This window comes from Pseudoalteromonas sp. SCSIO 43210 (assembly GCF_054133285.1).
Genome location: NZ_CP087225.1, coordinates 4,444,268 through 4,463,193, shown reverse-complemented (window position 1 = coordinate 4,463,193; position 18,926 = coordinate 4,444,268). Strand labels below are relative to the sequence as shown.

The window sequence follows — 18,926 nt, the reverse complement described above, 5'->3', positions numbered from 1 at the left end:
AATAAAGGAAAATCATGAGTAAACCAGTAGTTTTAAGCGGCATTCAGCCAACCGGTGGTATGACAATAGGCAACTATGTTGGCGCTATTAACCAGTGGCTAAAGTTACAGGAAGACCACGAAAGTTTCTTTATGTTAGTAGACTTACACGCTATTACTGTTCGCCAAGAGCCTGAATTACTGCGCTCTCGCGTGTTAGATGGTATTGCTCTTTACGCGGCATGTGGCATTGACCCTGAAAAATCTGCGTTATTTGTACAATCACAAGTACCTGAGCACGCACAGTTAGCATGGGTATTAAATTGTTACGCGCAAATGGGTGAGCTTAATCGAATGACTCAGTTTAAAGACAAGTCATCTAAGCATGCAAATAACGTAAACGTGGGCTTATTTTCATATCCGGTATTACAGGCTGCGGATATTTTATTATACCAAGCTGATCAAGTACCAGTAGGGGATGACCAAAAGCAGCATTTAGAGCTGACTCGCGATATAGCCACACGCTTTAATAATTTATATGGCGACGTATTTAAATTACCAGAGCCGTATATCCCTGAGTTTGGTGCACGCGTAATGAGCTTGCAAGATCCACTTAAAAAAATGTCTAAGTCTGACGAAAACCCAAACGGTTACATTATGTTATTAGATGAGCCTAAGCAAATTGTGAAAAAGCTTAAAAAAGCAGTAACTGATTCAGATGAACAAGCACGTATTTATTTTGATCGCACAGAAAAGCCTGGCGTATCAAACTTGCTTACTTTATTGAGTGTTGCAACTAAACGTTCAATTGAAGACCTAGTGCCTGAGTATGAAGATAAAATGTATGGCCACCTGAAAAAAGACACTGCCGATGCAATTGTCAACATGATTGAGCCAATTCAAGCACGCTTTAAAGAGATCAGAGAAGATCAAAACCTACTTGATGGCATAATGAAGTCAGGTGCTGAAAAAGCAAGTGTACGTGCTGAGAAAACATTGAAATCGGTATACGATGCGCTTGGTTTTATTCCTCGCGGGTAAGTTTATTAAAATAAAAAATGCCGCTTGTTAGCGGCATTTTTTATATAGCACATATCAACATGATAGACCCAAATAGAAACAGTAGCGATATAGCTAGTTTGTCTGTTTTATCCATTATTCAGCCCCTCTTACTGTTATATCTGCCGTGCTATCAATATCAACTAGAGAAACTTTATAGCCCTTGTTTTCAAGTAAGGTAAGTAAACTATCTTGTCCTGCAAGATGGGCAACTCCAACAAGTACAAACTCATTTTTGTCGTTGTTAAACATGGCTTCTACTTTTGGTAACCAATCATTATTTCTATCTGTAATGATTTGTTTATAGCTATTCGGATCATTTTTCTGCATATCTTCAAGTGCCACTTTATTTAGGGTGTCTGTATCACCTTTGCGCCATGCAGCTAAAAGCCCTTTAAACATATCGCTATAGTTGTGAAGCTCGGCTAAGTTACGTTTAATGAAATCGTTTTCGTTGCCTTGACCCATTGCTTTAAAAAGCTCTAACTGAAATTCCATTGTTTCTAAGTAATTTTTTGTTTTGTTATCTTCAGTCGCTTTTTTAGTAAAGTAAGCATCAACCCCTTCACCCATTATATTTTGTTTTTGAAGCTCCATCGACATTAAAACAATACTAACCATAGCAGGGCGATAACCATCTAACTTAGCTAGGTTAGCGCCAAACTCGCTAAGCTTATTTTCAAGTGAAGCTTTAATCTGGGGTTCTAGCTTTTGACTTAACGTTTCGTTATTTTTATACGATAGCGCGCCTAACATTTGCATTTGTGCATTGGTGTCGGCTGGGTCAGGTAACGGTGCTTCTAAAATAATTGTATCTGCTTGTTCATAAGCATGGTTAAACTCAGCGGGCAGTGGCATTTCAGCTTTAGGTAGTATGTGAACTGTACCGCCAATAAATAGTGAGTCATTGCCATTACTTACTTGCCATACAGAGCTTTGAGCCTGTGCTGTATTTGCTAAAAAGCTACAACTAAGTAATACGCTGGCAGATACTAATTTTTTTGTGAATTTTTTCATGATAATTCCTTAATATAACTTTTAATTTTATTGTTTTTAGTTCGATAACACATTACTGAAATATGCAGTGATTGACGATGTTACCTTTGAAAGGCTTTTATCAATTTGCGTGTTTATTTTGCTCATTGAAGAGTCAAGCTCAGCTGATATTTTTTCATCCATTAAAGAAAGTAACGTTTGCGTATCAATATTACTTTTTAAAGACTCAGAAGCGTCTATTTTGTTTGCTTTTTGCAGCTTTTGATTAACAGGGTTAATCGCCTCTATACTTTTACCAATCATGTATTGCTCAAAATTACTTTGATCGGTGTGTTGTTTAGCGTCAGCTGCAATAACTGAAGTTGTATTAAAAGCAGTTGCTAGTAGTAAAGCCGGTAGTACTTTTTTCATTGTGCTATTCATAATTAAACCTTTATATTTTTAATTGCAGCCAATTTAGAATCACAAATGATTTTTTACTAAGCTGCTTGTTGATGACGGTTTAAAGAATATCGCTGAATTTATTGAGAGTCGCTTATCTAGTTGTGAGCAATTAATAGATAAGGTTTTAAAACTAAATAATTGTTTAAATTTAGTATGTTAGATTTAAACCTTATAATGCTAATATAAGGTTTAAAATGCTTTTTCTATAAAATAAAGTGTAGATGTGATACGGTTTATAAAAATAAAAATACGTAAAGACTATGAATTATCAAATCGGACCTTGGCAATTTATTAGTAATCGCTGTGTGATTACTTCAAACCATTTAGAAAGAGAGTTAGATCCACTTTTAGTAAAGTTATTACTCCACTTTATAGACAAGCCTCAACAAATCGTTTCCCGCCAAGAGCTTATTGAGAGTGTATGGCAACAGAGCTTTGTTGATGATAATGCGATTAACCGTGCAATCTCAGAGTTAAGAAAGCAGCTTGCCCACCCAATTGAAAAAGCGCCGCTTTTAAAAACGCATTACCGTAAAGGATATAGCCTAACAGTAATAGCTGAGCGTTTAACGCAAGCAAACGTCTCCAAAGAGTCTGCAAACATTTTGCCTGACTCACCGGGTATTTCTGCCAAAAATGAAGAGATAGCTACTGCAACTACTTCTCAACCAGTTCAAAAAAAGAATAGTAAAAAGTTTTTGATTTATTCTTTACTCGTCATTATTTGCCTGTGCTCTTTAGTATGGTTTGGGTTGTTTTTTATTAATGCACCTTCTAGCGAAAAGATTAAACAGATCACGGTTAATAAGGTAGCAAGCACGTGGAATATAGGCAGTGAGGTTCACCCTGAGATGTCCTCAGATAAACAATATTTAGCTTATACAAATGTTGAACCTGAAAATGACATAATGCATGCATTTGTAAAGCGACTATCTGATCAAAGGGAAGTTGAAATTACCTATCCTGGCTTTCAAGTATCTATTTTATCGTGGCAGTTAAATCAGCACTCTGTGTTGTTACAAGCGACCAACTTAAAGCAGCAAAAGTGTGAAATGGTACTGGTTGATTTAAGCCAGTTTCCTGTTATAGGAGAGGCTACTTTAATTAAAAAGTGCGACCTTAGATACACAGGTTATGCGCAAGTAGACGAAAGTGGTGAGCATATTTATTACACCGAATATAAAAATGAGCATGAGGGTTCAGGTTTATATAAATATGATTTAGAACTTAAAAAAGAATTCATAGTGATCCCACCACCAGGCGTCATGTATGGCGTAATCATGCCTCGTTTATCTCATTCTGGTAGTAAAATAGCATATGTACTTAGTCAAAAGGGTAAGCCTTTTTCTGTATTTAGCTACAACTTTGAGACTCATGAAACCAAGCGGTTATTTAAAGCAAAGAAAAGCATAATTAGCTTCGCGTTTGACTGGCTTGCAGACGATAAAGGCGTGATTGTTTTTGAAGACTCTGAGCTTTCAACCATTGTGTTTGATGAAAATAATATTATTAAACGCACACTAACGGTTACCCCAGCAATTTCACCTTATTATATTGCAGTTCACTCTGATAACAGCCTATTTTACTCGGAAAATATGACACAGGCATACTCGCTGATTAAAGCTACAGACCCTTTTGGTGATAATCCTGAGTATGAAGCACTTTATAAAAGTGATAAAGACGAGTACAACATTGCTGAAATAATTAATAAGGAAGGGACAGCACATGTTTTTGTATCAGAGCGTTCTGGCAGCAGTCAATTGTGGCTCTCTCAAAATGGTCTTACAAAGCAACTTAGCTTTTTTAATTACGATGATGGCTCATCAACTTTTGTATTGGGAGGACTAAGAGCCTCTCCTAATAAGCAACGCATGATATTCATGAAAAATAAAGGCTTTTCACTTTATGACGTAAACGCTCAAAAATTTTATCCATTTGAAGAATTTAATAAGCATAAAATAGTAAGCTATATTTGGTCAAAAAATAACGACAGCATTATTTATGTTGAGCGACTTGGTTCAAAAAATATATTGGCAGAATTTAATTTAGTAACACGTGATACACGTGTAATTGAAGGTATAAAAGCTAATAAACTCATTTCAGATAGTAAAGGTAACGGGTACGTAACCAATGATAATCAGTTAATTCGCCTTTCAGATAGGCAAAGCTGGGAATTACCTAAAAACGCCAAAAAGTCAGTTGCATATGGAGTTAGCAAAGACTATTTCTATTATTCAGATTCTATTTCTAGAGTCGCTAGACTAAATTTACACGATCAAACTATACAAGATATACACGTGGACTTTCGACCTATTGGTTTTGAAGTGAGTTCAGATAACGAAATTTTATTCACGGGTGCTAAATACAAAGATATGCAAATTATACAAATTAGTTGGGATGAATAAAAAGTTTATCAAGGACTAACAGTCGGGAGCTAAATATAAAAAACACCAAGTAGTTAAACTACTTGGTGTTTTTTATTGGTATTAAAGCAATGGCTTTAAGTAATGCCCAGTATGTGAACGCTCACATTCGGCTACTTCTTCAGGCGTGCCTGCAATGAGTATTTCACCGCCGCCAGCTCCGCCTTCAGGTCCTAAATCGATAACCCAATCTGCTGTTTTAATTACATCGAGGTTGTGCTCAATAACCACAATGGTGTTACCGTGATCGCGCAGGCGATGTAATACAACAAGCAGTTGTTCAATGTCAGCAAAGTGTAAGCCTGTTGTTGGCTCATCTAATATGTAGAGCGTTTTACCAGTATCACGCTTTGATAGCTCGCGTGCTAATTTTACACGTTGCGCCTCACCACCAGAGAGTGTAGTAGCGGCTTGACCTAAACGCACGTACGACAAACCAACGTCCATCAGCGTTTTAAGTTTACGGGCAATAGCCGGTATTTTGTCAAAATACTCATGAGCGTCTTCAACAGTCATCTCAAGCACTTGGTGTATGTTTTTACCTTTGTATTGTACTTCGAGTGTTTCGCGGTTATAGCGTTTGCTCTTACATACGTCACACGGTACATACACATCAGGTAAAAAGTGCATTTCAACTTTAATTAAGCCGTCACCTTGGCAAGCTTCACAGCGTCCGCCTTTAACGTTAAAGCTAAAGCGACCTACTTTGTAGCCACGTGAGCGCGCTTCTTGTGTACCTGCAAATAACTCACGAATGCCGGTAAATATACCTGTGTAGGTTGCCGGATTTGAACGCGGAGTACGGCCAATCGGGCTTTGATCAATATCGATCACTTTATCAAAATGATCTAAACCGCTAATTGATTTATAGGGTGCAGCTTCGGCAGTGGTTGCGCCATTTAGCTCTGTATGAGCAAGTTTAAATAAAGTATCGTTTATTAGCGTTGATTTACCTGAGCCCGATACACCTGTCACACAGGTCATTAAACCAAATGGGATTTTTAAATCCACATTTTTAAGGTTATTACCCGTTGCGCCAAATAGCTCTAGCCATTTGTCGTTCGTTGGGTGACGTTCTTTTGGTATTTCTATTTTACGTACGCCTGATAAAAATTGGCCCGTAACAGACTCTTTGCTTGCTAAAATATCATCGCGTGTACCTTGTGCAATAATATGCCCACCATGAACACCCGCACCTGGACCAATATCAATAATATGATCAGCAGCACGAATAGCATCTTCATCGTGCTCTACCACAATAACGGTGTTACCTAAGTCGCGTAAATGGACCAGTGTTTGTAGTAAGCGGTCGTTATCGCGTTGATGTAGCCCAATTGATGGCTCATCTAGTACGTACATTACACCTACAAGACCGGCACCAATTTGACTGGCTAAGCGGATACGTTGAGCCTCACCACCTGATAATGTATCGGCGCTGCGCTCAAGTGATAAGTAATTTAGGCCAACGTTAATTAAAAACGATAAACGGTCGCGAATTTCTTTTAATATTTTTTCAGCTATTTGGCCTTTTTGTCCGGTTAACTCTAAACCTTCAAAGAATTCCATGGCTTCACCAATACTCATGCATGTGATTGCAGGTAAGTTGGTTCGTCCAATAAATACATTTCGAGATTCTTCGCGTAAGCGCGAGCCATCACAGCTAGGACACGCTTGGCTTGTTTGGTATTTAGCAAGTTCTTCGCGTACAGAGTTTGACTCGGTCTCGCGGTAGCGGCGATTCATGTTATTTAAAACGCCTTCAAACTCATGGTTACGCGTAATTAAATCGCCACGGTCGTTACGGTAATTAAACGCAATTTTAGTGCTACCAGAGCCATCTAAAATAATTTTTTTCGAGTCGCTGTCTAAATCTTGATAAGGCACGTCTAAATCAAAATTGTAATGTTCCGCAACCGCTTGCAGCATTTGATAGTAATAAAAGCTGCGTTTATCCCATCCTTTAATTGCACCGCCAGCAAGGCTTAATTCCGGGTTATGCACTACGCGATTAGGATCAAAATATTGGCGTATACCTAAACCATCACAGGTTTGACACGCACCAGCTGGGTTATTAAACGAAAACAAACGCGGCTCAAGTTCAGTCATTGCATAGCCACAAGTAGGGCAGGCAAAATTTGCTGAAAATAGAATCTCTTCAGCGCTGCTATCATCCATATATGCTACATGTGCAACGCCATTAGACATTTCAAGTGCAGTTTCGAACGATTCTGCTAAGCGTTGTTGTAAGCCATCTTTTACTTTAAATCTGTCTACAACAACTTCTATTGTATGTTTTTTATGAAGCTCAAGCGTTGGAGGATCAGACAAGTCACATACTTCACCGTCTATACGGGCGCGAATATAACCTTGGCTAGATAGCTGTTCTAATAACTTAACATGCTCACCTTTACGCTCTTTTACTATTGGCGCAAGCAGCATTAATTTACTGCCCTCAGGTAGAGCCAAAACAGTATCTACCATTTGGCTCACTGTTTGCGCAGCAAGTGGTAAATCATGTGTAGGACATCGTGGTTCGCCAACGCGGGCAAACATGAGTCGTAAGTAATCGTAAATTTCGGTAATAGTACCTACGGTTGAACGCGGGTTATGAGACGTTGACTTTTGCTCAATAGAAATGGCAGGAGAGAGGCCTTCAATGTGATCTACATCAGGCTTTTCCATAAGCGATAAAAATTGTCTTGCATACGCAGAGAGTGATTCAACATACCGGCGCTGCCCTTCTGCATAAAGTGTATCAAATGCAAGTGATGACTTCCCCGAACCAGATAGGCCAGTAATAACTATTAATTTATCACGTGGGATGGTTAGGCTGATGTCTTTTAAATTGTGCGTGCGGGCGCCTCGGACTTCAATGTTTTCCATGCTATCTCGTTTATTACCAAAATTATTTACTCAGTATCGCATAATACGAAGCAATATTAATCCTTGATCAATGAAAAATCCTTACTTATAGGCGATTAATTATTGCCAAGCTTATGGTAGAATCCCAACCTCAATTTTTCATAGAGTAAGATCACGCAGATAATGACCGCATCTTCACTTAATTCACGAGAAAAACGCGCCGCTGTATCACTGGCGAGTGTGTTTGCATTTAGAATGCTCGGCTTGTTTATGCTGATGCCTGTATTGGCTATTTATGGACAATCGCTTGAAGGTTTTTCGCCTATTTGGATTGGTTTTGCCATTGGTGCGTATGGTTTAACGCAAGCTGTATTACAAATACCTATGGGTCGATTATCCGATAAGATTGGCCGTAAAAAGGTTATTGTTGGTGGCTTAGTTGTATTTGCCATTGGCTCTGTAGTTGCTGCATTAGCTGACTCTATACAAATGGTTACCGTAGGCCGCACTCTACAAGGTATGGGCGCAATAGCCAGTGCGCTACTCGCGTTTGCTTCAGATTTAAGCCGCGATGAGCAACGACCAAAGGTAATGGCCGTTATTGGTATGAGCATAGGAATGAGCTTTGCCTTTGCTATGTTACTTGGACCAATTGTCGCCGCTTCGTGGGGTATTGCGGGTGTATTTTGGTTGACTGCTATTTTAGCTGTCTTTGGTATATTTATAGTGACCATGCTAGTGCCAAAGGCGGTAAATAAAGCACCCAAAGGCGATACATTAGCAAGCTTTAGCGACATTAAAAAATTAATTAAACACCCTCAGTTAGCACGATTAAATGCAGGTGTATTGTTATTGCATTTAACGCTAACCACAATTTTTGTGGTACTGCCGAGTCAATTAATTAAAGATGGTTTGGTTGCCGACCAGCATTGGTATTTATATATCCCAGTGTTGTTTTTAGCCTTTTTATTAATGGTACCAATAATGATTGTGGCCATTAAAAAAGAGAAAGAAAAACAAGCGTTCATTGGCTCAGTAGCCTTGTTAACTATTAGTATGTTAGCAATGTCGGTATGGGTTAATAGTGTAGTAGGCATTGCTGTGTGTATGCTGCTTTATTTTGTGGCGTTTAACTTTTTAGAAGCCACTATGCCTGCGCTTGTATCGCGAATAGCACCTGCAAGCCAAAAAGGTTCAGCAATGGGTGGCTACTCATCTAGTCAGTTTTTAGGCGCCTTTTTGGGCGGTATGTTAGGTGGCTATGTAGCACAAACTACAACGACGCAAGCTGTGTTTGCGGCAGCGGCACTTGTTGGGTTAATATGGCTTATTATTGCGTGGAAAATGCAAGTCCCACCCAAAAGTAAAGTTATTAGTTTAATGACCAAATTAGATTCTGAAGAGCATGCTCAAACACTTGCTTCTCAGTTAGTTGCTTTACCAGGCGTAATAGAAGCAACTGTGGTTCGCGATGAAAGTCGCAGCTATTTAAAGATTAATGATAAAGAATTTGACCTAGACCAAGCGCGTAAAGTAGCTGGTTTAATCTAACATTTATAGGAGATGGTTTCATGGCACGCGGTGTGAACAAAGTAATTTTGGTTGGTAATTTAGGGCAAGATCCTGAAGTTCGTTATATGCCTAACGGCAACGGTGTAGCAAATATTACCTTAGCAACTTCAGATAGCTATAAAGATAAAAACACTGGCCAAATGGTTGATAAAACTGAGTGGCACCGTGTTGTATTTTTTGGCAAGTTAGCTGAAATTGTTGGTGAATATTGTCGTAAAGGTTCACAAATTTATGTTGAAGGTAAGCTTCAAACACGTAAGTGGACCGATCAACAAGGCCAAGAAAAATACACTACAGAAATAGTTGTAGATGGCTTTACTGGTCAAATGCAAATGTTGGGCGCACGTGGTGGCGATCAACAAAGTGGTGGTTACCAAGGTAATCAGCCGCAAGGTGGGCAACAAGGTGGTGGTTACCAAGGTAATCAAGCGCAAAGTGCTCAACAAAGTGGTGGTTACGGTCAAAATAATCAAGGCCAAAATAACCAGCAACAAGGTGGTTATGCTCCACAACAGCAAGCAGCACCTGCAGCGCAACCTCAGTCAGCGCCAGCACCACAACAAAATAACCAATACCAACAACCGCAAGGCGGCTTTGCACCACAACAAAATAGTGCACCGCAGCAACAAGGTGGTTTCGCTCCTAAACCACAAAGTGCTCCGCAAGGTGGCGCATCAAACCCAATGGAACCAACCATTGATTTTGATGACGATATTCCGTTCTAGCTTACGTATAATTTAAAAGTGTAAATATAAATCGCTTTTAATTAAAGTGTTAAACCAAACCCAGTGTAAAAACTGGGTTTTTTGTTTTTAAAAAGATGTAAAAATGACATGGTGTATCTATAAAACACTATGTCACTATTATCTAAACAATTAGCCACGTAACTGAAGCTAATGTTTATATCAATATTATTAAAATATGACTCATTCTTGCGAGCTAAATAACTTATCTACTTTGTTTCTTCTCTGTTGTAGAAGTATTTGCCAATCGTATCAGTTGCTCATTTTATTTTATGTAATTTGTATTAGTTGATATATAAATGATTGCAATCTATCCTCTACAGACTTTTTTAAATGAAGCTATGGGAAATATGAAAACTCATATCGTAACAGTATTTCTATTTTTTCAGCTTTTTAGTGCTAATTTGCATGCTCAAGTATCATCCGAGACTACGCAAGTTCTATTAATTAATTCTATAAATCAAGATATGCCATGGCAGAAAAGTGTTGAGGTTGGATTACGTGCAGAATTAACTAGACAAGCTTTTGACTTTGATCTCTTTGTTGAAAATATGGATGTTGGTCGCTTTGATGAAGTACAGCAAAAAAAAGTGATGAAACTGTATTTACAGCAAAAGTATCAGAACAGAAAAATTGATATCATTGTTACTCAATCGGTATCAGCTGCAGCGTTATTGACTGAATTTTATGGTTTTTTCCCAGATGTACCAAAAATATATCTAGAGCCAGGCGCTAATTTTACAGTACCTGGGAGTATCAATACGGTTACAATAAATGCTAAATTAGACTACAAGCAGGCAACTCAAGATGCAGTTAATTTAATAAACCCAAAAGAGCTCATTGTTATTTTAGATACGACGAATGACATGGGGCGTAATTTTTATCAAAATCTTCTTCCGGTTATTGGTAATGATTTTCCTCATTTGAGGATAGAAAAATGGTTTGATGTGCCAACCGAGACCTTAATAAATAAAATAAATAATGCCCCATCTGATGCCATTGTATTGTTTACTCCTATTTTTCGAAAGTATAAGGGGAAGCAGTTAAGTCCTTTTCAGTTTGTAAAATTACTAACAAGTGATAACCAAGCTCCTATTTTTAGTTATTGGCATGCGTTATTAGGTTCTGGTATTGTTGGCGGGTACTTATTATCGGGCGAAACCATTGGTAATCGCATCGCAGAATCAATCATTTTTTTTAAGGAAAATAAAAGCTTAAAACCGATTGATGATGAAAAACTCAGTGCGCACTATTATGATTGGAGACAATTAAAAAAGTTTAAAATAGATCCTCAACGTTTACCCCAAGGGTCGATGCTTTCCTATTACGAACCTACCTATTTTGAAGAAAACAAAATGCTTATTTATAGCGCAATTATTATTATATTAACGCTAAGTAGTTTTTTAATGTTTTTTTTAATTTTGAATAGCAAACGCGTACAGCTGTTAAAAGAGTTAGATAGCGAAAAATTAAAACTAGAATTTCGTGTTGAGCAACGAACCAAAGAGTTATTAACAGCAAAAGATGAAGCGGAGCATTTAGCTTTGGTTAAATCAGAGTTTTTGGCTAATATGAGTCATGAGATAAGAACCCCAATGAATGGAGTTATAGGCCTCACCAATATTTTACTTGAAAGTGAATTGCCACTAAAACAAAGGCAGTACCTAGATAAAATTAAATACTCTTCGGATCAATTGTTAATCGTGATAAACGATATCTTAGACTTTTCTAAAATTGAATCAGGAAATACTAACCTCGAAGAATTTCCTTTTTCGGTTAACGCTGTTGTAGATTACATAAAAACAACGTTTGAAAACCAAGCTCAGGACAAGGGCATTAAATTTATAGTTAATGTAGCGTCAAATGTTCCACCTGATTTAGTCGGAGATGTTGTTCGCATTAATCAAGTGCTATTAAATTTATGCTCTAATGCAATAAAGTTTACTTCACACGGGAAGGTGTCTGTTTGCATTCATGCAGAGCAAATACTGAACGATGATGAATCAATATTAATACACTTTATTGTTAAAGATTCAGGCATTGGTATCGCACCTCAAAACGTATCTCACTTATTTGATGCATTTACGCAAGAAGATAGCTCTACGACCCGAAACTTTGGCGGCACAGGATTAGGTTTAACAATAAGTAGACGTTTGTGTAAGTTAATGGAAGGCGATATTTCTGTCGTAAGTACGCAACATTTAGGCAGTGAATTTACTGCATCAGTGAAAGTAAAAGTTAATAAGAAAATTGTTATTGCAGATTCTTTCAATTCAATTCAAACCAGTATTTTAGATTCAAAAAATTCAGCTAATCATCCATCTTTAATTGGTTTAAAGGTGTTAGTAGCCGAAGATAACGAGATTAACAAATTAGTTATTACCGCAATGTTGGAGAAAAAAGGTGTGGTAATTCATTTAGTCGATAATGGGTTTGAATGTATTCAAGCCCATAAATCTCAACAATTCGACTTAATATTAATGGATATCCATATGCCAATTATGGATGGTATTGAAGCGAGTAAAATGATACGAAATGACAGCGATAAAACGATTGCCAATATTCCAATCATCGCTTTAACAGCTAATGTTATGGAAAATGATATTGCATACTATTTATCCGTTGGCATGAATGCACATGTGGCCAAGCCGACCAAAGCATCTGAGCTGTATCGTATTATTGATCAGTGTTTAAAAAGCAACTCAGATTATTTCGATAAAACACAGTAATTAAAGAGATTTAAGGAATCTAAAAATATATATAGTCGTTTAATTTTGTTGACTTCAATTTAATATAAATTAAGTGTTTATGTCTTATTTTGTGATATTAAAATAGATCAAATTAGGCCCATAAATGCTGAGCATATGATAGCCGTAGCTGGCTAACGAAAAATAAATTTAAATACATTATGGTTCAATGTATTAGTAAATTATTTAGTCACGATTCAGGTTAAATATACTGTTTGCCTGGCGGGATTATTGATCAATGCTCTATTTAGTAGATCTATAGAGAGTCAGTGGAATGATAATCATTGCTTTAGATCGCTTAAATTCATAATTCCTCGTTTATACAGAGCTTTTTTAAAATTAGTAATGAACATTTAAACTTGCTTTATTGACTTGTGCTAATGGGGATCTTGAACAACACTTTAGTTATTAATTTAACGAGTGGGCAAGCTATGCAAAAGGAAAGGTTCTGGATTTTTAATCAATTTAAAGTCATCTATTTTGCCCTGCTTGCATTAATAATTTTGGGTTTTAATTTTATTTTGAATGATGCATTACATGAAAAAATACATCACTCAGGCCAGCTATTAGTTAAACAAGTTTTTGAACTTGAAATAGCCCCTTCTTCAAATAATAAGATACTTGCAGCCCTCGTAAAAAATGAAGGGTTTATGCTTAAGCCGAATTCATCTCTTACGCACTTTGGTCATATTATAAAGTTAGAGCGAGAGGTCTATAACTATAAAACGCTGAGCTTAAATCTATACCACCCTCCTGTATGGATAATAGAAAGCTATTTATTTATATTGCTTAACTTGGTTATGTTTGGAGCTGCTAGCTGGTTTTATCGTTGGTGGAACACGTTACATGTCAACAATATTTCACGTTCGAAAAACTTACTCGCCAGCACAACTCCATCAGTTAAAGAGCACAATACACAGGTTGTTAAAGTATTAAAAAATTTCGAATTAAGCTCGCTGTACACAACAGCACCTGTATGTCACAGCTTGTTTGTACTGGTTCAATGTAATTGCCATTTTGATAACAATATTGATAAAGAAGCCAGCTTTGAAGTGTTAATGGTGAAAAACTTTTCTGAATTGAGTGGTGTTTCAGTAAGGTTATTAAATTGCGGTAACTTAGCGATTACATTATCAGAGGTTCCTTTTTCAGAACTTGAACGATATGTACAACACTTACATAAAAGTATTTTTTTAGCATGCAGAAACTATCAAAAAAATATCACCAGAAAAGACATTAAAGTCGGTGCATGTGATTATCGGCTTAGAGCCGATCAAGCAACTGTTTATCAGCTTGCAAAAGCTGCTTTAGTTTTATCCCAACGTAGCTTGTTAAAGCATTGTCATCGATTACCTCTAAATCAAAGCCAAACACGAGTACTTTCTAGTAAACAAGTTATCGATAATATTAAAAAGCATAAATTTATACTTTTTTTTCAACCTCTATTCGAACTCTCAAGTGGCGATATTTTACAACATGAAGTATTGCTTAGAGTTAGGCACAGTAAGCATGGTTTGATTGCTGCTCGCTATTTTATCGATCAAACGTATAGCCGCCAAGATACTTTAATATTAGATAAAGGTGTTTTAATTCAAGTTAAAAAATTACTATTAGCAGAGCCTTCGCAATTAACCGTAAGTGTTAATTTATGTTCTGACAGCTGGATAAACAAAAAGTTTTGGAGCTGGTTTAGCGTTCAAATTAATGATTTTAAACTAAGTAGTAAGTTACAATTTGAAATAAGTGAAGTCGAGTTTTTTAATCATCATAAGGCTTTAAAAGACGTATTTATAATAATGAAAAAAGGAGGCTCTCGAATTATCATCGATAATGTAAAGTGTAGTGAAAATTTAATGAAGTTAGCTGACCACCAAGAGGTGTGTGGGTTAAAGTTATCGTATGAGTTAGTACATCTAGTGGATGAAAAAACACAAAACCAAAATCAAATAAAAACAATTATAAGTATAAGTAATACATTAAACTTACCTGTGTTTGCGGTGGGTGTTGAAACTCAAAAAGAGCTATTAATGCTAACAAAATTAGGGGTAGCAGGGGCTCAAGGGTTTTATTTTTCAGAGCCGTTAGAGGAACTCACTCAGGCCGTATTTCATTAAATCAGATCTCTATACCTTAACCCGTTTAAACCTTGCATTCCTCCTGTATGTATCGCCATAATTTTACTACCTGTAGGGAAAAAATCTTTTTCAATTAATTGCCAAAGTGCATACATCATTTTACCACTATAAATTGGCTCCAAAGGAAGTTGATGTTCATCACTCATTTTTTGACAGAACTGCCATAGTTCGGGTGTGAACTTACCATACCCTCCATCGTGAAAATCAGTGAGTAGTTGCCAATTATTTTGCTTATCGGCTTTATTACTTAATTTACCTACCTCTTTTTTTAAGTAATCTGCTTGTTTTAATACAGCAACCCCTATTATTTGGGTGGTTTCTTCACTGCCTTCAATTAGACCCGCTAATGTACCGCCACTACCTGTAGGACAAATTAGGTAGTCATGCTTAGGAAGGCTTTTTGCTAACTCAGCACAGCCCAATAGAGCAAAAGAGTTAGTACCACCTTCAGGAAGTATATAGGCATTAGGAAAGCGAGCTTGAAGTGACTTTAAGTAATCATCATCGTTTCGTCGTCGGTATTCAATACGATTAACAACGTGCAGCTTCATTCCGCATTGCTTTGCAAATTCAAGTGTGGGGTTATTACTGTCGAGCTCAGGGCCTCGTATAATTGCGTGCGTAGTTAAACCAAATTCTTTTCCGGCAGCAGCACAAGCATGAATATGATTTGAAAAGGCGCCTCCGAAAGTCAGTAATTCAGTTTTTCCAAGTTTCTGCATATTGGCTAGGTTATATTTTAATTTACGCCATTTATTACCACTTATTAATGGGTGTATTAAGTCATCTCGTTGAATACTCACAGAGATATTTTTGTTTTTTAGAAGCTGAGAGTCTATTTTTTGAATATAATTATTTTCTTTTATTTTTAATTGCTTAGACATTTTATCTTCTGTTTTTGTTTAGTGCATTGATAATAAATATATGATTAATCCGCAGCCTACTTAGGGTTAATCTATTATTTTAGAGTGCTACATTGTATTTTTAAAGGTGCACCATAGGCAAGTAATCTACACATGTAGCGTATCAATACATGGATGTAGAAATATCTTAGTTTATGCTTGGGCAATTAAGCATTAAAAACCTTATCGTGATTTTTATAAAGGTATATGAACGTTGGATAATAGATTTAAATATCATCATAGCTCTATGTTTTAAGGTCCAAGGTCTATTTTCCTTTCGGGGTTGAATTTTCAGCAGCAGGTTTGGTTTTTAGGCAAGGCAGAGTCTATGTTATGTGGTTATACCAACCTGCTTATATAGGGTTTATTTAACGATAATAAAATAGCGCATAAAACTATTCGATAAGCAGCATAAATGCCAACTGCGTTGTCCTTTGGGATCGTCTTAGGGGCAATTTATTTTTTATTTATTCTTACATGGACGTAAGTCATTAGAGTAACGCAGAAGCAGTTACTAAGCCTACGAGGTTACAAACCTCGCGCCGCGATTAAATAGCCCCTAGATAGAACAAGTTTTATTCTTAAAAGATCAACAGGCTCTGGTAAGTCCCTTACCTAGAGTTCAGGTTAGGTCGCGTTATTTATAAAGTCATATTTTTAAATGCAATACAAAAGTCTTGTTAATACTGAAAAGACGGGAAGTGAACTTGTGGCTATTTTATAATTTTGCCGCTTAAAGGGAAATGATCGGGTTATTTACTGGCGTGGTACACGTGAATAGTTGTAAACTCAGATAATAATTGAACAAAGCTTGTATTTTGTGCTGCAAGTACATAGCATAAGGCTTTAATTATAAAAAATAATAACGACCAAATAATTGCCGCTTTTTGGGACTGGAATATATGCGAATTACTCCTTTATCTCTGTTAATTTCAGCTAGTTTGTTAGCTAGTAGTGCATTTGCACAAGATACAGCAACTGTAACTGGAATTGAGTCAGAAATTAGTATTAAACAAACAGAATACGATAGCTCGACAAGAATACTTGATAAACATCTTAAAGAAGAAAATCAGTTACAAACTCAACTGGAGTTACTTCGTTCTCGTTCAACTGAATTAGATAAAGAAAAAAACCAAGCACTTGACGCAATGAACGAAATGTATCGTCGCTTAATTGACGATCCTACGTTAGATATCAGTACAACTCAGTCGCGTTATCAAAAAGCGGTGGTTGATCACAAGCAAAATAAAGACGATATTTCTATGCAGTTGGCGGCAATTGCATCCCACCGTAAAGACATTGAACAGATCCGTGTTGCTAAGCATACGTTACTAAACACCTTAGAGAGTTTAAAAGAGCAACTAACAACAGCGCGAGTTGAACGTTTACGTAATGAGTTTACGCGTGAGGGTACGCTAGAAGTTAATCATACAATTAACTGTAAACGCACCGAAACACTTGCAGCTTGTGAACAACGCGGCCAACAAATGGGCTTACAAAAAGCAACAAAACGTTTTGTAGACCAAATTTTTGCCAACTTAACGGAAGAGCGCTTAGTAGAGCCAAAACGTAATATGGCGGGCGCTCAAGTACAAATTTTAAGTAGTCATGTAGTGAGCAGCGCCTTTAGTGGGCAAGGTAATTACAACGTTAATTTAAGCGTCACAATGCGTGGTGAAGTCAACAGCAGTCGTTTATGTAACTTACTAAGTGTTGATAACCATTATTGTTCTGAGTACGGGACACCACTTACCGCTGTGTATCAGCCGGCTTATGGCACTACTTTTTCAGATAGTCAGTTAACATTCAGTAATAGCGCGGATAATAGCGCAACAGTTCAGGTATCTCGTTTAGATGAGCCGTCAGTAAGTAATTACACAATGAAACCTGTTGCTAGCAATAATCGTGTAATTACCACAAATGATAACAATAAACAGGTAGAGTTAACGCTTCGCTCTAATGTGTACGACGACGAAGTTTTTATTGATGGTGTTAGTTTTGGTTCTACTCGTTTAGTAACTAGTTTACCGCGTGGAGTTCATAATGTAGAAGTGCGTAAGCTGGGTTACAAGCCCTACCAAGCACGTGTAGATTTAAATAAAGCACAGACTATTCATGTAAATTTAGTAAAAAAGCCTGAGTCGATTGCTGCACCGACATACACTCGTGAGCAAACAGAAGTGACTACCCGTCAGGTTAATGAAAATATAAATGTATTAAATGAAAATGTTCAGACCGCTGTTGTTGTTATTCCAGCAGGCAAGTTTAAAATGGGCGATATTAACGGTAATGGTTTAGCGAATGAGCGTCCGGTTGTTGAAAAAGTGATCGCCAATTCATTTGCGATGCAAAGTCGGGAAGTGACCGTTGGAGCCTACGAAAAATTTGTAGCAAATACCGGTTACAAAACACAAGCAGAGCAAAATAAAGGGTGCGCATATTATTTAAATGGCGAACCAGTATGGGAAGCAAACTTAAATTGGCGCAATCCAGGATTTGATCAAAATAGTAACTTTCCTGCTGTATGCTTAACCTATAACGATGCTAAAGCGTATGCAGAATGGTTATCAGGTCAAACCGGGCAGCAATTTCGTTTACCTAATGAAGTTGAATGGGAATATGCTGCACGAGCCGGTACTGAAACCGAATACCCTTGGGGTAACGAAATTGGTAAAGGTTTAGCTAACTGTGGTTGGTGTGGTAGTGAATGGTCAAATAAGCGCGCTGCACCAGTTGGTTCTTTTTCACCGAATGCATTTGGACTATACGATACCGTAGGTAATGTATGGGAATGGACCAATAAAGAATCAGGTGAATCTGATATTGCAGTAAGAGGTGGGGCGTGGAATTTTGCACCAAGTCTTGCTCGTGCTTCAACGCGCTTAATTTTAGCACCTGATTTTAGATCTAATTACATTGGTTTTCGTCTAGTACGTGAACGATAAAATTTAAGAAGGAAGCTTAGCTTCCTTTTTTTCACAAATTTACAAAGGCAGCTGCGCTTTATATTGCTCACATAACTAAGCATGTTAAAGTAAGGCAGCTAACATAAGAACGTATTTCAA

General features: G+C 37.2%; 11 protein-coding genes. 7 read left to right on the top strand and 4 right to left on the bottom strand.

What is annotated here, in order from left to right; genetic code table 11:
* Nucleotides 1-14 precede the first annotated feature (14 nt).
* On the top strand, nt 15-1,019 hold the full coding sequence (gene trpS / locus LOS73_RS19365) for a tryptophan--tRNA ligase (protein ID WP_149613911.1): 1,005 nt from the start codon (nt 15-17) through the stop codon (nt 1,017-1,019).
* A gap of 114 nt (nt 1,020-1,133) precedes the next feature.
* Here trpS and LOS73_RS19360 read toward each other — a convergent pair whose 3' ends face one another.
* Together LOS73_RS19360 and LOS73_RS19355 are read right to left on the bottom strand one after the other, a co-directional pair.
* The gene (locus LOS73_RS19360; protein ID WP_007378669.1) at nt 1,134-2,054 is read right to left on the bottom strand and encodes a TraB/GumN family protein; all 921 of its coding nucleotides are present in this window, start codon (nt 2,052-2,054) and stop codon (nt 1,134-1,136) included.
* A gap of 36 nt (nt 2,055-2,090) precedes the next feature.
* A complete protein-coding gene (locus tag LOS73_RS19355; protein ID WP_007378670.1) occupies nt 2,091-2,456 on the bottom strand; it encodes a hypothetical protein in 366 nt (121 codons plus the stop codon).
* 281 nt (nt 2,457-2,737) lie between these two features.
* On the opposite strand from LOS73_RS19355, the gene LOS73_RS19350 reads away from it, so the two are divergent.
* Nucleotides 2,738-4,882 (top strand): winged helix-turn-helix domain-containing protein, encoded by a 2,145-nt coding sequence (locus LOS73_RS19350; RefSeq protein WP_457934166.1) that lies wholly within the window; start codon nt 2,738-2,740, stop codon nt 4,880-4,882.
* Between the two features lie 81 nt (nt 4,883-4,963).
* Here LOS73_RS19350 and uvrA read toward each other — a convergent pair whose 3' ends face one another.
* The gene (uvrA, locus tag LOS73_RS19345) at nt 4,964-7,783 is read right to left on the bottom strand and encodes an excinuclease ABC subunit UvrA (protein WP_457934165.1); all 2,820 of its coding nucleotides are present in this window, start codon (nt 7,781-7,783) and stop codon (nt 4,964-4,966) included.
* A 162-nt stretch (nt 7,784-7,945) separates the two neighbouring features.
* Here uvrA and LOS73_RS19340 point away from each other — a divergent pair, with 162 nt between their 5' ends.
* The 4 genes from LOS73_RS19340 (at nt 7,946) to LOS73_RS19325 (ending at nt 14,938) form a co-directional block, all read left to right on the top strand.
* Nucleotides 7,946-9,313: an MFS transporter gene (locus LOS73_RS19340; RefSeq protein ID WP_457934164.1), complete on the top strand. Its 1,368-nt coding sequence runs from the start codon at nt 7,946-7,948 to the stop codon at nt 9,311-9,313.
* Between the two features lie 20 nt (nt 9,314-9,333).
* Nucleotides 9,334-10,059 (top strand): single-stranded DNA-binding protein, encoded by a 726-nt coding sequence (gene ssb, locus LOS73_RS19335; RefSeq protein WP_007378609.1) that lies wholly within the window; start codon nt 9,334-9,336, stop codon nt 10,057-10,059.
* Between the two features lie 317 nt (nt 10,060-10,376).
* Complete coding sequence (locus LOS73_RS19330) at nt 10,377-12,806, top strand: ATP-binding protein (protein WP_457934163.1); 2,430 nt, start codon at nt 10,377-10,379, stop codon at nt 12,804-12,806.
* Nucleotides 12,807-13,255: 449 nt separating this feature from the next.
* Nucleotides 13,256-14,938, top strand: a complete 1,683-nt coding sequence (locus LOS73_RS19325; protein ID WP_457934162.1) for an EAL domain-containing protein — start codon at nt 13,256-13,258, stop codon at nt 14,936-14,938.
* Here LOS73_RS19325 and LOS73_RS19320 read toward each other — a convergent pair.
* Nucleotides 14,935-15,843 (bottom strand): 1-aminocyclopropane-1-carboxylate deaminase/D-cysteine desulfhydrase, encoded by a 909-nt coding sequence (locus LOS73_RS19320; protein WP_008137339.1) that lies wholly within the window; start codon nt 15,841-15,843, stop codon nt 14,935-14,937. The genes LOS73_RS19325 and LOS73_RS19320 overlap by 4 nt on opposite strands.
* A gap of 920 nt (nt 15,844-16,763) precedes the next feature.
* Between LOS73_RS19320 and LOS73_RS19315 the strand changes: the two genes are divergently transcribed.
* On the top strand, nt 16,764-18,806 hold the full coding sequence (locus tag LOS73_RS19315; RefSeq protein WP_149605695.1) for an SUMF1/EgtB/PvdO family nonheme iron enzyme: 2,043 nt from the start codon (nt 16,764-16,766) through the stop codon (nt 18,804-18,806).
* The last annotated feature ends 120 nt before the right edge of the window (nt 18,807-18,926 follow it).

What these genes read in the sequence shown, in the direction of transcription:
- trpS (WP_149613911.1), top strand. Translation starts at nt 15, where the DNA reads ATGAGTAAACCAGTAGTTTTAAGCGGCATTCAGCCAACCGGTGGTATG.
- LOS73_RS19325 (WP_457934162.1), top strand. Translation starts at nt 13,256, where the DNA reads ATGCAAAAGGAAAGGTTCTGGATTTTTAATCAATTTAAAGTCATCTAT.
- LOS73_RS19340 (WP_457934164.1), top strand. Translation starts at nt 7,946, where the DNA reads ATGACCGCATCTTCACTTAATTCACGAGAAAAACGCGCCGCTGTATCA.
- LOS73_RS19330 (WP_457934163.1), top strand. Translation starts at nt 10,377, where the DNA reads ATGATTGCAATCTATCCTCTACAGACTTTTTTAAATGAAGCTATGGGA.
- LOS73_RS19315 (WP_149605695.1), top strand. Translation starts at nt 16,764, where the DNA reads ATGCGAATTACTCCTTTATCTCTGTTAATTTCAGCTAGTTTGTTAGCT.
- LOS73_RS19320 (WP_008137339.1), bottom strand. Translation starts at nt 15,843, where the DNA reads ATGTCTAAGCAATTAAAAATAAAAGAAAATAATTATATTCAAAAAATA.
- ssb (WP_007378609.1), top strand. Translation starts at nt 9,334, where the DNA reads ATGGCACGCGGTGTGAACAAAGTAATTTTGGTTGGTAATTTAGGGCAA.
- LOS73_RS19350 (WP_457934166.1), top strand. Translation starts at nt 2,738, where the DNA reads ATGAATTATCAAATCGGACCTTGGCAATTTATTAGTAATCGCTGTGTG.
- uvrA (WP_457934165.1), bottom strand. Translation starts at nt 7,783, where the DNA reads ATGGAAAACATTGAAGTCCGAGGCGCCCGCACGCACAATTTAAAAGAC.
- LOS73_RS19355 (WP_007378670.1), bottom strand. Translation starts at nt 2,456, where the DNA reads ATGAATAGCACAATGAAAAAAGTACTACCGGCTTTACTACTAGCAACT.
- LOS73_RS19360 (WP_007378669.1), bottom strand. Translation starts at nt 2,054, where the DNA reads ATGAAAAAATTCACAAAAAAATTAGTATCTGCCAGCGTATTACTTAGT.